Genomic DNA, 13,470 nt, shown 5'->3' with positions numbered 1-13,470 from the left:
CCCTGTGCCGCGCGTGTCGTTTGTCCGATGAAGGTAGCGCCGCGCCGGGCCGGATGTCATGTCCGTATCGCCATACGGTCATGACCATGGGAGGGGCTCGCGGGACGGGAGCGGGCTGAGGTGAGGAAGGGAGAGGCATGTGGCGCGGGATACCCCTAGGGGTATTTGACGCGTGTGGGGGTGACCGTTTAACGTCGTATTCATACCCAGGGGGGTATCCCGGAAGGTGGTCGTCATGGCTCGTGAAGTGGACCTGGAAGCTTTCGCCGCGGCGTGGACGGACGGAGCCTTCGTGCTCGACGTACGCCAGCCCGGCGAATACCGGGACGGACACGTCCCCGGCGCGCTCCTCGCCCCGCTCCCGAGCCTGGGCGTCACGCCGCCGAAGCTGCCCGCCGGGCAGCCGGTGTACGTGATCTGCGCCAGCGGCAACCGCAGCAAGGCGGCCGCCGACCTGCTGGCCGCGGTCCATGCCCGCGGCGGCAACGGCGGCAACGGTGGCGGTGGCGCGGAGATCTACTCCGTCGCCGGCGGCACCCGGGGCTGGATCCGCATGGGCCGCCCCGTCGTGACCGGCACCGAACCCGGCTCCGCCTGAGCCGTCCGGCCCGCCCGGCCGGCCCCTCGGGCCCGAGACCGCTCCCGGCGCTCCGGACCCGCCTTCTCCGTACTCGGACCCGTACTCGGACCCGTACCCCTTCTATACCCCTCTGGGTATAGGCACCCCTGATCGTGGAGGTTGTTCCCGTGTTCTTCGCCCAGTACTACCTCGACTGCCTTTCGCAGGCGTCGTACATGATCGCCGATGAGTCGACGGGTCAGGCCGTGGTGGTCGATCCTCGTCGTGATGTGTCGGAGTACCTCGCGGATGCCGAGGCGCGTGGGTTCACGGTGGTGGGTGTGATCAACACGCACTTCCACGCGGATTTCGTGGCCGGTCACCTGGAGATGGCGGCCCGTACGGGTGCCTGGATCGGGTACGGGCAGCGCGCGGAGACGGAGTACGCGATCCGCAAGCTCGCCGATGGTGAGCGGATCGTGCTGGGGGATGTGGTCCTGGAGATCATGGAGACCCCGGGTCACACGCCGGAGTCGGTGAGTGTGCTGGTCTACGAGCACGCTACGGACGCGGTTGCGTACGGGGTGATGACGGGTGACGCGCTGTTCATCGGTGACGTCGGCCGGCCCGATCTGCTGGCTTCGGCCGGGGTGACGGCGCAGGAGCTGGGCGGGATGCTCTACGACAGTGTCCAGAACAAGCTGATGGGCCTGGCCGACGAGGTCCGCGTCTTCCCCGCGCACGGCGCCGGCTCGGCGTGTGGCAAGAACCTGTCGACGGAGAAGCAGTCGACGATCGGGCAGCAGCGGGCGACGAACTACGCGTGCGCGCCGATGAGCAAGGAAGAGTTCGTCGCGATCGTGGCGGCCGGTCAGCCGGCCGCGCCGGGGTACTTCGCCTACGACGCCGATCTGAACCGGCGTGAGCGTGGCCTGTTCGATCCGGCGGCGGCGCCGAAGCCGTTGACGGTGGAGGAGTTCACCGCGCGGCGTGCGGCGGGTGCGGTGGTGGTCGACGCGCGTGATCCGCACGAGTTCGCGGCGGGGCATCTGCGGGGTGCGGTCAATGTGCCGGCCGACGGCCGGTTCGCCGAACAGGCGGGCACGGTGCTGGCGCCGAAGGACGAGCTGCTGGTTCTCGCGCCGCAGAACCGTGAGGAGGAGATCGTCACGCGTCTGGCGCGGATCGGTTTCGACCGGGTGACCGGCTACCTCCGCTCCCCCGAGGACGCGCTGGTCGCCCTGGCCGGCGAGGTCGCTCCGGCGAGCCGGCTGACGGCCGCGCAGCTGCGTGAGGAACTGGCCGGGGACACCCCGCCGCTGGTTGTGGACGTCCGTAACTGTGGTGAGCGGGGCAGTGTCGGGTTCATCGATTCGGCTCTGCACATTTCGCTGGGCGAGCTGCCGACGCGTCTGGAGGAGATTCCTCGGGACCGGCCGCTGGTCCTGCACTGTGCGGGCGGCCACCGGTCCTCGATCGCGGCCAGCTACCTGCGCCACCAGGGCTTTACGGATGTGTCCGATGTTCTGGGCGGGTACGCGGCCTGGGCCCTGCTCGAAGCGTCGGAGACCACCGAGACCGCTCAGGTCTGAGCCGCTGCCGGACCCCTACCCGGCACCGCCGGACCCCACCCGGCGCACCAACCCGGCGTTCCCGTGAGAGCGCCCCGCCGGCCCTGACAGGGGCCTCTCGCGGGAACGCCGTCCCCTCCCCCCCCTGCATAGGCCGAGGGAGCGGACCCCACTCCGCATCCCCCCACCCCACCAGCGGGAGCACCCCCACCTCCCGCTCGGCGGGAGCGTCATCCCCCTTCGCTCCCGCCCGGCTCCGGCCCCGCCTCCCCGCGCCGCCTCCGCCACCCTCGTAGCCTCCATCGCCACGCCCCTCGGCCTCTCCCCCCACGGAGCCCCCCATGCCGACGACCGCAACCCCCCACGCCCTCCACGCCCCCCACGTCCTCCACGCGCCCCCCGCCCGCCCCATCCCCTCGGCGGGCCTCTCATGATCACGTTCGTACTCGCCGCGTCCGTCCTCATCGGCGTCAGCCTCGGCATCCTCGGCGGCGGCGGATCCATCCTGACCGTCCCGATCCTGGTCTACCTGGCCGGACAGGACAGCAAAGAAGCCATCGCGACCTCGCTGTTCGTGGTCGGCGTCACCAGCCTCGTCGGGCTCGTCACCCACGCGCGGGCGGGCCGGGTGCGCTGGCGCACCGGTCTGATCTTCGGCAGCGTCAGCATGGTCGGCGCGTACGGCGGCGGCCGGCTCGCCGAGTACATCCCGGGCACGGTCCTGCTGATCGCGTTCGCGCTGATGATGCTCGCGACCGCCGTGGCGATGCTCCGCAAGTCGCGCAAGGAACGCCCGGCCAAGCCGGCCCACGCCGAACTCCCCGTGGCCCACATGGTCGTCGAGGGCCTGCTCGTCGGCGCGGTCACCGGACTGGTGGGCTCGGGCGGCGGATTCCTCGTCGTCCCGGCGCTCGCGCTGCTCGGCGGACTGCCGATGAGCGTGGCGGTCGGTACGTCGCTGCTGGTCATCTCGATGAAGTCGTTCTCCGGCCTGGCCGGTCACCTCGCGGGCGTACAGATCGACTGGAACCTCGCGCTGGCCGTCACGGGCGCCGCGATCGTCGGCAGCCTGATCGGCAGCCGCTTCGCGGGCCGGATCCCGCAGGAGACGCTGAGGAAGGCGTTCGGCTGGTTCGTGGTCGTCATGGGCGTGTTCGTGCTCAGCCAGCAGCTCCCGCACGGCGTCTGGGCCAGCCCGCTGACCTGGGCGGGTGCCGGGGTCGTCGGGTCGGCGGCCGTGGTGTGGGGCGCGGTACGGGCCCGCCGCCCGGCCCGTACGGCACCGGACGCGCCGCCACCCGCGGTGGACGCGCCCGAACCGACCGCGCGGGTCTGAGGGCGGGGGCGGGGTCTGCTTGCCGGGCCGCGTCCCCACCACCCCGACCGTCCACGCCCTGATCGTCCACCCCGATCGCCCCGGCTCACGGCGATCGGGGTGGTGGCGCGTTCGGTCACCCCGTACGTACCAAGGAGGTCCGGCCGGACCCCCTCACCCGCTCAACCCGCCACCGTCCACGTGTCCTTCCCCGCGAGCAGCTGCCCCAGGTCGCCCTTCCCCTGCTGCTCGACCGCCTTGTCCAACTGCTCGGCCATCAGCGTGTCGTAGACCGGCCGTTCGACCGACCGGAGGACTCCGATGGGCGTGCGGTGCAGCGTGTCGGGGTCGGCGAGGCGCGACAGCGCGAACGCGGTCGTCGGCGAGGCCGCGTGGGCGTCGTGGACGAGGATGCGGTGCTCGTTCTCGGGGGTCACCGTGACGACCTCCAGGTCGCCGGTGGCCGGGTCGCGGACCACGCCCTTGTCGTTCTCGGCGCCGAAGCGGATCGGCTGCCCGTGTTCGAGGCGGATCACCGCCTCCTGGGCCTGCTCGCGGTCCTTGAGGACCTCGAAGGCGCCGTCGTTGAAGATGTTGCAGTTCTGGTAGATCTCCACCAGCGCCGTGCCGTTGTGCTCGGCGGCCTGCCGCAGCACCTCCGTCAGGTGCTTGCGGTCGGAGTCCACCGTCCGGGCGACGAACGACGCCTCCGCGCCCAGCGCAAGCGACACCGGGTTGAAGGGCGCGTCGAGCGAGCCCATCGGGGTCGACTTCGTGATCTTGCCGACTTCGGACGTGGGGGAGTACTGGCCCTTGGTGAGGCCGTAGATCCGGTTGTTGAACAGCAGGATCTTGAGGTTGACGTTCCGCCGCAGCGCGTGGATCAGATGGTTGCCGCCGATGGACAGCGCGTCGCCGTCACCCGTGACCACCCACACCGACAGATCGCGCCGCGAGGTCGCAAGCCCGGTGGCGATGGCCGGGGCGCGGCCGTGGATGGAGTGCATCCCGTAGGTGTTCATGTAGTACGGGAAGCGGGAGGAGCAGCCGATGCCGGAGACGAAGACGATGTTCTCCTTCGCCAGCCCCAGCGAGGGCATGAAGCCCTGGACGGCGGCCAGGACGGCGTAGTCGCCGCACCCCGGGCACCAGCGCACCTCCTGGTCGGACTTGAAGTCCTTCATCGACTGCACGGCCTCGGCCTTGGGCACGAGGTCGAGGAGCGGCTCAGGCATCGATGACCTCCTGGAGGGCGGCGGCGAGCTGCTCGGCCTTGAACGGCATGCCGTTGACCTGGTTGTGGCTGCGGGCGTCGACGAGGTACCGCGCCCGGACGAGGGTGGCGAGCTGGCCGAGGTTCATCTCGGGGACCACGACCTTGTCGTAACGCCGCAGCACCTCCCCGAGGTTGGCCGGGAAGGGGTTGAGGTGGCGCAGATGGGCCTGGGCGACCGGCTTGCCGGCCGCGCGCAGTCGGCGTACGGCCGCGGTGATCGGTCCGTACGTCGAACCCCAGCCCAGGACAAGGACGTTCGCGCCGTCCGGGTCGTCCACGTCCAGGTCGGGGACGGTGATGCCGTCGATCTTCGCCTGGCGGGTGCGGACCATGAAGTCGTGGTTGGCCGGGTCGTACGAGATGTTGCCCGTGCCGTCCTGCTTCTCGATTCCGCCGATCCGGTGTTCGAGGCCCGGCGTGCCCGGGATCGCCCATGGCCGGGCGAGGGTCTCCGGATCGCGCTTGTACGGCCAGAACACCTCGGTGCCGTCGGCCAGTTCGTGGTTCGGGCCCTGCGCGAACCGCGTGGTGAGGTCCGGGAGTTCGGTGGTCTCCGGGATGCGCCAGGGCTCGGAGCCGTTGGCGAGATAGCCGTCCGACAGGAGCATCACCGGGGTGCGGTACGTGAGTGCGATGCGCGCCGCGTCCAGTGCCGCGTCGAAACAGTCGGCGGGCGTCCTCGGCGCCACGATCGGCACCGGCGCCTCACCGTTGCGCCCGAACATCGCCTGGAGCAGATCGGCCTGCTCGGTCTTGGTCGGCAGGCCGGTGGAGGGGCCGCCGCGCTGGATGTCCACGATCAGCAAAGGGAGTTCGAGTGAGACGGCGAGTCCGATGGTCTCGGACTTCAGCGCCACACCGGGCCCGGAGGTGGTGGTGACCGCGAGCGAGCCGCCGAAGGCCGCGCCGAGCGCCGCCCCGATCCCCGCGATCTCGTCCTCCGCCTGGAACGTGCGCACGCCGAAGTTCTTGTGCCGGCTCAGCTCGTGCAGGATGTCGGACGCCGGAGTGATCGGGTACGAGCCGAGGTAGAGCGGCAGATCGGCCTGGCGCGAGGCCGCGATCAGACCGTAGGCGAGGGCCAGGTTCCCGGAGATGTTGCGGTACGTGCCGGTCGGGAACGCCGACGTCGCCGGGGCCACCTCGTACGAGACGGCGAAGTCCTCCGTCGTCTCCCCGAAGTTCCAACCCGCCCTGAACGCCGCCACGTTGGCCTCGGCGATCTCGGGCTTCTTCGCGAACTTCGTCCGCAGGAAGCTCTCCGTGCCCTCCGTCGGCCGGTGGTACATCCACGACAGCAGCCCGAGCGCGAACATGTTCTTGCTGCGCTCGGCCTCCTTCCGCGACAGACCGAAGTCCTTCAGCGCCTCCACCGTCAGCGTCGTCAGCGGCACCGGATGGACCCGGTAGGCGTCGAGCGAACCGTCCTCCAGCGGCGAGGCCGCGTACCCCACCTTCTGCATCGCGCGCTTGGCGAACTCGTCGGTGTTGACGATGATTTCGCCGCCGTGCGGCACATCGGCGATGTTCGCCTTCAAGGCGGCCGGGTTCATCGCGACCAGCACGTCCGGCGCGTCACCCGGGGTCAGGATGTCGTGGTCGGCGAAGTGCAGCTGGAACGACGAGACACCCGGCAGGGTGCCGGCGGGCGCGCGGATCTCGGCAGGGAAGTTCGGCAGCGTGGACAGGTCGTTCCCGAAGGACGCCGTCTCCGAGGTGAACCGGTCACCCGTGAGCTGCATGCCGTCGCCGGAGTCACCCGCGAAACGGATGATCACCCGGTCGAGCCGGCGTACTTCCTTCGCGGAACCGGGGTCGGCCGTCGCCGGGGCGCTGCGCTGCTCCCCGACCAGGGCCTCGCCGGCCTCGCTGCTGACCTGGCTGGTCACTGGACTGGACCTCCCTGGCGGCAAGGGTTGTCTCCACGGGCACGCCTCGACGCACCCGCGGAGAAGGCTCGGGAGACGACCGGCCTGCCGGGCGTCCCGGAGATCAGCGTACGTCCGGGAGGGCGTCCTGCCGGGGACTTCCCGCATCATGGACCTTGTTTTGAGACGTCCGTCTTGCGCCTTTTGTTCGATCGGCGCGGCGTGCGGCGCGCCCCGCCGGATCCGGGGGCCGGCCCGATCCCGTACCCCCGCCCCTGCCGTGCCGGGAGTCGGCGGCGGGGCGGGATTCCCGCCCCGCCCCAGGTCCAGCGGGGTGTGGATGACGAGACGTCAGGGGTGGGACGGGGTGAGCGGGAGTGGCGCGGTGGCCGGAAAGCTCCGGGAGTCCGGAGCTCCCGGGCCGGGAACGCGCGGGATCAGCCGGAAGTGTCGCGTCTGGGCGGGATCGAGGGATCTCGGCGGATCTCGTCAGGAGTTCAAGTACGTCAACACGGCGAGGACCCGACGGTGATCCCCGTCACTCGGCGACAGGCCCAGCTTCAGGAAGATGTTGCCGATGTGCTTCTCCACCGCGCCGTCGCTCACCACCAGCTGCTTCGCGATGGCCGAGTTCGTACGGCCCTCCGCCATCAGCCCCAGCACCTCCCGCTCGCGCGGGGTCAGCACGGCCAGGACGTCCTGCCGGCGGCTGCGGCCGAGCAACTGCGCCACGACCTCCGGGTCGAGCGCCGTCCCGCCCCGCGCCACCCGCACCACGGCGTCGACGAACTCGCGGACCTCGGCGACCCGGTCCTTCAGCAGATAACCGACGCCCGTGCTGGATCCGGCCAGCAGCTCGGTCGCGTACCGCTCCTCCACGTACTGCGACAGGACGAGCACCCCGATCCCCGGGTGGTCCTGGCGCAGCCGCACCGCGGCCCGCACCCCCTCGTCGGTGTGGGTCGGCGGCATTCGTACGTCGGCCACGACGACATCCGGCAGCTCGCCCCGCTCCGCGAGCGCGGCCACCGTCTTCAGCAGCTCCTCGGCGTCGCCGACCCCCGCGACCACCTCGTGGCCCAGGTCGGTGAGCAGGCGGGTCAGGCCCTCCCGGAGCAGCACCGAGTCCTCGGCGATGACGACGCGCACGCTGTCCCCGCCGCCCGTGCCGCCGCTCGCTCCTCGCGCCCGATCCGGTCCCATCGGCCCCATGACGTCCGTCCCCTCCGGTCTGTACCACTGCGTGCTGAGCGGGTCCAGCATCGCAGGGGGAGGGACGCGGCGGGGACGGGGGCGGTTCTCCGGTGGTGGTGTCGGCTCCCCCTATAGGGACTCCCTATATAGGTGCTCCCTCTATGGGGCGGCCCGCCATAGGGGGGTGTCCTATGGCGGGCTTTCACATGAGGGGGCGTGTGTCGGGGGCCGGGCCGGGCCGGGGTCGGGGCCGGGGGAGGGGGAGGGGGCGAGGGCTTCGCGGGCGAGCGCGGTGGGGCCCGCGCGGGAGCGGTCGGTCAGTCGCGCCAGGGAAGCTCGGCGGTGATCGTGGTCGGGCCGCCCGCCGGCGAGTCGACGACGAGGACGCCGTCCACCGCGTCGAGCCGGTCCATCAGCCGCGCCAGCTCGTGACCGGCCACCGGGGCCGCGCCGCCGACCCCGTCGTCCCGGACCTGGAGCATCAGCCGGTCGTCTGTCCGCCACACGTCCACCCACGCCTGGCGGGCGCGCGCGTGCTTCGAGACGTTCTGGAGCAGTTCCGAGACCGTGAAGTAGGCGATGCCCTCGATCGCGGGCGCCGGCCGGGCCGGCAGATCCACGTCCACCTGTACGGGGACGGCGCACCGCGCGGCGACCGCCGACAGCGCCGCGTCGAGTCCGCGGTCGGTCAGGACCGCCGGGTGGATGCCCCGGGCCAGGTCCCGCAGTTCCTGAAGCGCCAGCTTCACCTCGCCGTGCGCCTCGTCCACCATCGCGGCGGCGGTCAGCGGGTCGTCCGCGATCCGGTCCTTCGCCAGACCCAGATCCATGGCGAGGGTGGTGAGCCGGGCCTGCGCACCGTCGTGCAGCTCGCGCTCGATCCGCCGCAGATCGGCGGCGGCGGTGTCCACGACCACACCCCGGTCCGACTCCAGCTCCGTCACCCGCGAGGCCAGCAGCGACGGGCCGAGCAGCACGGACACCATCGCCCGGTCGACCGCGACCATGCCCCGCAGCACCCACGGCGCGAGGAACACGAGACAGAAGCCCAGGACCGACGTCGCTCCGACCTCGAACGGCGTGTCGACGTAGGAGCCGTGCGTCCCGTCCCCGTACAGCTGGATCCCGTCCTGCCCCACATAGGCCGGGAACACCCACTTCCACAGCGGATATGTGGCCAGGGCCCAGGACACCGACCACAGCGTCACCGTCACCACAAAGGTGAACAGCGCCCACGGAAAGTGCAGCAGGCAGTAGAGCATGTGCCGCCACGACGCCCCGCTCTTCAGCGTGGCGATCATCCACCCCAGCGGCGAACCGGTCCGGCCCCGGGCCGGCTCCGGCGCCCGTACGTCCACCCCGAGCAGCGCCCGCGCCCGCGCGCGCTCCACCGCGCCGATGCCCCGGCACAGGGCCAGCCCGGCGGCGAGCACCGGAATGCCGAGGAAGGTGATGAGCAGCACGGAGCCGGTCGACAGGAAGGTGATGGCCAGACAGAAGGCGGCGACGCTCAGCGGGAAACCGGTCAGGACATAGCCGACCGCGCGCCACGTACGCCTCTCGAACGGGGCGCTGAGGCCGGCGGGGACGGTGGGGGAGGCGGCCATCGGGGATCCGTTTCTCTCGCTGCGGGAGGGTGACTCCACCATCCCTGGGAGGAGGGGGTCGGGACCATGAGGCGGGTGGGCGTCTCGGGTGGGGGGTTATCCCCACCTGGGGACGGCCCGCGTGCGGGTTCGCGCCGCGGGCTCGCTCAGGGAACGGCGAGGCCCCGCCCGGAAGACCGAGCGGGGCCGTACCGACAGGGGGTGGGGACGAGGGCGTCCGTATGCCAGGGCGCCAGGGTCCTCGTACGTCAGCGGCCTCGTACGTCAGGATCCTCGTACGCCTGGGTCCTCGTACGTCAGGTGCCAGGGTGTCCGTACGTCAGGCGCGCGGGCGGTCGCGCCAGGGGAGTTCGGCGGTCACCGTCGTCCCCTCGCCCACCGCCGAGTTCACGGTGAACACCCCGTCGACCGCGTCCAGCCGCTCCGCCAGCCCCGCCATCCCCGTACCGCCGTCGAGCCGCGCGCCGCCGACCCCGTCGTCCCGGACCTGGAGCATCAGCCGGTCGTCCGTTCGCCACACGTCCACCCACGCCTGGCGGGCGCGCGCGTGCTTCGAGACGTTCTGGAGCAGTTCCGAGACCGTGAAGTAGGCGATGCCCTCGATCGCGTCGGCCGGCCGGCCCGGCAGATCCACGTCCACCTTCACCGGGACGACGCACCGTGCGGACACCGCCGACAGCGCCGCGTCGAGTCCTCGGTCGGTCAGGACCGCCGGGTGGATGCCCCGGGCGAGGTCGCGCAGTTCCTGAAGCGCCAGCTTCACCTCGCCGTGCGCCTCGTCCACCATCACGGCCGCGGCCTGCGGATCGTCGAGCAGCTTCTCCTTCGCGAGCCCGAGCCCCATCGCGAGCGCCACGAGCCGGGCCTGCGCGCCGTCGTGCAGATCGCGCTCGATGCGCCGCAGATCGGCGGCGGCGGTGTCCACGACCACACCCCGGTCCGACTCCAGCTCGGCGATCCGCCGCTCCAGCTCGTCGGACGGCGACAGCAGCCCCCGCACCATCGAACGGTCGATGTTCGCCATCCCGCGCGCCAGGAACGGCAGCAGCGGCCACAACGCCACCAGCGATACCAGCGTCACCGCGAAGGTCAGGATGCCCCACGGCAGCCGGATGAACAGGAACAGCTGACTGCGCCACGCCACCGGATCCGCCAGCTGCGCCCACACCCGCCCGTACACGCCCTTCCGGCGCGGCAGCCGGCTCGGTTCGGCCACCCGCACACCGAGCAGCCCCCGCGCCCGCGCCCGCTCCGCGCGGCCGAGCAGCCGCGCCCCGGCGAGGCTGAGCGTGATCAGCGGCACGCCGACGATGGTCACCGCCATGGCGGCGCCGACCGAGAGCGTCGCGACGGCGTACACGAACCCGACCAGCGCGTACGGGAGATTGCCAAGGAGGTACACGACCTCCTTCCAGGTGTGCCGGCCGTAAGCGAGGCGCACAGGGGGCGGGGTGGTGTCGGTGTGCTCGGTCATAAGACCCAAGCCTGCCTGGTGCCCCGGCCGTCCCACCATGGGGGAGGTGGCCAACGGAGAGGGGGGATAACCCCACCAGAACCCCTAGGGCCTTTCGTTGGGGCCATGCCGGGCTCGCAGGCCCCGGCATGCACGCTCGCCGCGTTGTCGTCGGTCGCCAACGCTCCGCGTTGTCTCCCTCCTCCGCCTTGCGATCGCACGCACCGGACCCCGCTCCCTGATCCGGCCTGGCCCCAACGAAAGGCCCTAGACTCGCGTGGGTAGAAAAAGGGCGAGACACCGAGATCGAGGGGTGGACGCGGACGTGTCAGGACCGACCGTCGCCGCGGCGGGCTACTTTCAGACGTACTCCGTCGTCGGACTGCTGGCCGTGGTCGGCGTGCTGTTCGTCGCGATCGCGTTCGGCGCCAACCGCCTTCTGCGGCCCGTCGTACCGACCCCCGAAAAGCTGCTCACCTACGAGTGCGGCGTCGACCCGGTGGGGGAGGGGTGGGCCCACACGCAGGTCCGCTACTACGTGTACGCCTTCCTCTACGTGATCTTCGCCGTCGATTCGATCTTCCTCTTCCCCTGGGCGACGGTCTTCGCCGCGCCCGGATACGGGGCGACGACCCTGGTGGAGATGTTCGTGTTCCTCGGCTTCCTCGCCGTCGGACTGCTCTACGCGTACAAGAAGGGCGTCCTGACATGGACGTGACCCCGGACAACACGGCTGCGGACAACACGGCTCCGGACAACATGGGGCAGGGCGACATGGCTCCGGACGACATGGGGCGGGACAACATGGGTCCGGAACACACCTCCGTCCTGCCGGTGGTGTCGAAGCTCGGGCCGCTCGCCCGCCTCGCCCCCGAGCCGATGAAGGTGGTCCTGAACTGGGGCCGCCGCTACAGCCTCTGGGTCTTCAACTTCGGCCTCGCCTGCTGCGCGATCGAGTTCATCGCCGCCTCGATGGCCCGTCACGACTTCATCCGCCTCGGGGTGATCCCCTTCGCGCCGGGCCCGCGCCAGGCCGACCTGATGATCGTCTCCGGCACGGTGACGGACAAGATGGCCCCGGCGGTGAAGCGGCTGTACGAGCAGATGCCGGAGCCCAAGTACGTCATCTCCTTCGGCGCCTGCTCGAACTGCGGCGGCCCGTACTGGGACTCGTACTCCGTCACGAAGGGCGTCGACCAGATCATCCCGGTCGACGTGTACGTGCCGGGCTGCCCGCCGCGCCCCGAAGCGCTGCTCCAGGGCATTCTCAAACTCCAGGAGAAGATCGCGCGGGAGAGCCTCGCCGCGCGGTACGGCGAGGGCGCGGGCGCCGCGTCCGTCGCCCAGCTGACCAGCCCCCGGGTGGACCCGCCGGTGCCGGGCGGCACCCCGCCGACGCCGGGAGGCAGCGCGTGAACGGCTACGACGAGAACGCCTTCGACGCCCTCCCCGACTCGGTCACCGAGCTCTTCGGGGAAGAGGCGATCGCCGAGCGCGGGTACGACCTGCTGACCGTCGACGTGCCGACCGCCTCGTGGATCGCGGCCCTCGAAATCGCCCGCGACAAGCTCGGGCTCACCTTCTTCGACTGGCTGAGCGCCGTCGACGAACCGGGCACCGGCTTCCGCGTCTGCGCGCACGTCGCCTCGGTGGGACCGGGCGGCGTCCGGCGGCTGCTGCTGCGGACGACCGTGCCGCACGGGGCGGCGTCGCTGCCGTCGGCGGTCGAGGTCTACGCGGGTGCGGCCTGGCACGAGCGCGAGACGTACGAGATGTTCGGCGTGACCTTCACCGACCACCCGCACCTCGTCCACCTGCTTCTCCCCGACACCTTCGAGGGCCATCCGCTGCGCAAGGACTTCGTCCTGGCCGCACGCGTCGCCAAGGCGTGGCCCGGCGCGAAGGAGCCCGGCGAGGCCCACGACCCGAACGCCCCGAAGCGCCGCCAGATGCTTCCGCCGGGCGTCCCCGACCCCAACGAGTGGGGTCCGCTGAAGGGCCAGCTCCCGCCCGCCCCGGCCCGCGCGGCGCGTGGTGCGCGGGCCGCTGCCGGTGCTGCCGCCGCCGGGGCCGCCGGTGTCGCCGGGGAACGGCCGGTCCGTCGTACCCGTACCGCGAGCGCCGGATCAGCGAGCCAGCAGGGCGCGGGCGCGGAGGCCGCGGAGGCCGCCGCTCCGGTGACTCCGGCGGCACCGCGCCGGGCGCGCAGCGCGAGCGCCGGATCGGCGAGTCAGCGGACGGAGGCTGCCGGGGCTCCTGGGACCACCGAGACGCCTGGGGCCACTGGGACTCCCGCAACTCCTGCGACCCCTGAGGCCGCACCCGCCCCCGCACCTGCCCCCGCGGCCGGTCCGCGCCGGGCGCGCAGCGCGAGCAGTGGTTCGGCGAGTCAGCGGACGGAGGCCGCCGACGCGGCCCGGCCGTCGGAGCAGCCCGCCCCCGAACCCAGCCCCGCGCCGCCCGCCGGTCCGCGCCGCAACCGCAGCGCGAGCAGTGGCTCGGCGAGCCAGCGGACGGAGCCTTCCGAGGCGGTGGCCAGGGCGGCGAAGGCGAGGGCTGCTGGGATACGGACGCGCATGCGTCTCCTTCGGGGTGAGGGGCCGCCGGACGCGGCCGCCTGTCCCATC

Annotated in this window: 11 protein-coding genes; 6 read left to right on the top strand and 5 right to left on the bottom strand. The window is 71.8% G+C overall.

Annotated elements, in window-relative coordinates; all coding sequences use genetic code 11:
- The first annotated feature begins 235 nt into the window (after positions 1-235).
- From ABZ990_RS24450 to ABZ990_RS24440, 3 genes are all read left to right on the top strand, one after another.
- A complete protein-coding gene (locus ABZ990_RS24450; protein ID WP_361235371.1) occupies positions 236-598 on the top strand; it encodes a rhodanese-like domain-containing protein in 363 nt (120 codons plus the stop codon).
- 149 nt (positions 599-747) lie between these two features.
- Positions 748-2,151 carry a rhodanese-like domain-containing protein gene (locus tag ABZ990_RS24445; protein ID WP_361235368.1) on the top strand — a complete coding sequence of 468 codons (1,404 nt, stop codon included), beginning with the start codon at positions 748-750 and terminating at the stop codon, positions 2,149-2,151.
- Between the two features lie 409 nt (positions 2,152-2,560).
- A complete protein-coding gene (locus ABZ990_RS24440; protein ID WP_361235365.1) occupies positions 2,561-3,466 on the top strand; it encodes a sulfite exporter TauE/SafE family protein in 906 nt (301 codons plus the stop codon).
- A gap of 161 nt (positions 3,467-3,627) precedes the next feature.
- On the opposite strand, the gene ABZ990_RS24435 is transcribed toward ABZ990_RS24440, so the two are convergent.
- The 5 genes from ABZ990_RS24435 to ABZ990_RS24415 all read right to left on the bottom strand — a co-directional run bounded on the left by ABZ990_RS24435 (position 3,628) and on the right by ABZ990_RS24415 (position 10,864).
- Positions 3,628-4,680, bottom strand: coding sequence for a 2-oxoacid:ferredoxin oxidoreductase subunit beta (locus tag ABZ990_RS24435; RefSeq protein ID WP_361235362.1), 1,053 nt, complete (start codon positions 4,678-4,680; stop codon positions 3,628-3,630).
- Positions 4,673-6,610, bottom strand: coding sequence for a 2-oxoacid:acceptor oxidoreductase subunit alpha (locus tag ABZ990_RS24430; protein ID WP_361235359.1), 1,938 nt, complete (start codon positions 6,608-6,610; stop codon positions 4,673-4,675). Before ABZ990_RS24430 ends, ABZ990_RS24435 begins: the two co-directional genes overlap by 8 nt.
- 468 nt (positions 6,611-7,078) lie before the next feature.
- Entirely contained in the window at positions 7,079-7,738 is a 660-nt protein-coding gene (locus ABZ990_RS24425) for a response regulator transcription factor (protein ID WP_361235508.1), read from the bottom strand.
- Positions 7,739-8,100: 362 nt separating this feature from the next.
- On the bottom strand, positions 8,101-9,390 hold the full coding sequence (locus tag ABZ990_RS24420) for a sensor domain-containing protein (protein WP_361235357.1): 1,290 nt from the start codon (positions 9,388-9,390) through the stop codon (positions 8,101-8,103).
- 319 nt (positions 9,391-9,709) lie between these two features.
- Positions 9,710-10,864 carry a sensor domain-containing protein gene (locus ABZ990_RS24415; RefSeq protein WP_361235354.1) on the bottom strand — a complete coding sequence of 385 codons (1,155 nt, stop codon included), beginning with the start codon at positions 10,862-10,864 and terminating at the stop codon, positions 9,710-9,712.
- Between the two features lie 304 nt (positions 10,865-11,168).
- On the opposite strand from ABZ990_RS24415, the gene ABZ990_RS24410 reads away from it, so the two are divergent.
- From ABZ990_RS24410 to ABZ990_RS24400, 3 genes are all read left to right on the top strand, one after another.
- On the top strand, positions 11,169-11,561 hold the full coding sequence (locus ABZ990_RS24410; RefSeq protein WP_361235351.1) for an NADH-quinone oxidoreductase subunit A: 393 nt from the start codon (positions 11,169-11,171) through the stop codon (positions 11,559-11,561).
- Between the two features lie 71 nt (positions 11,562-11,632).
- Positions 11,633-12,259, top strand: coding sequence for an NADH-quinone oxidoreductase subunit B family protein (locus ABZ990_RS24405; protein WP_361235505.1), 627 nt, complete (start codon positions 11,633-11,635; stop codon positions 12,257-12,259).
- Positions 12,256-13,470: NADH-quinone oxidoreductase subunit C (locus ABZ990_RS24400; protein WP_361235348.1), on the top strand; the 1,215-nt coding region annotated here is incomplete at its 3' end. The genes ABZ990_RS24405 and ABZ990_RS24400, both read left to right, overlap by 4 nt.

The organism is Streptomyces sp. NPDC046203 (assembly GCF_040646255.1).
Classification (GTDB): Bacteria; Actinomycetota; Actinomycetes; order Streptomycetales; family Streptomycetaceae; genus Streptomyces.
This window is presented reverse-complemented; position numbering and strand designations above follow the sequence as displayed.

Bases quoted from the DNA above. Each gene is read 5' to 3' on its own strand.
- ABZ990_RS24415 (WP_361235354.1), bottom strand. From the start codon at position 10,864: ATGACCGAGCACACCGACACCACCCCGCCCCCTGTGCGCCTCGCTTAC.
- ABZ990_RS24440 (WP_361235365.1), top strand. From the start codon at position 2,561: ATGATCACGTTCGTACTCGCCGCGTCCGTCCTCATCGGCGTCAGCCTC.
- ABZ990_RS24420 (WP_361235357.1), bottom strand. From the start codon at position 9,390: ATGGCCGCCTCCCCCACCGTCCCCGCCGGCCTCAGCGCCCCGTTCGAG.
- ABZ990_RS24450 (WP_361235371.1), top strand. From the start codon at position 236: ATGGCTCGTGAAGTGGACCTGGAAGCTTTCGCCGCGGCGTGGACGGAC.
- ABZ990_RS24405 (WP_361235505.1), top strand. From the start codon at position 11,633: ATGGGGCGGGACAACATGGGTCCGGAACACACCTCCGTCCTGCCGGTG.
- ABZ990_RS24435 (WP_361235362.1), bottom strand. From the start codon at position 4,680: ATGCCTGAGCCGCTCCTCGACCTCGTGCCCAAGGCCGAGGCCGTGCAG.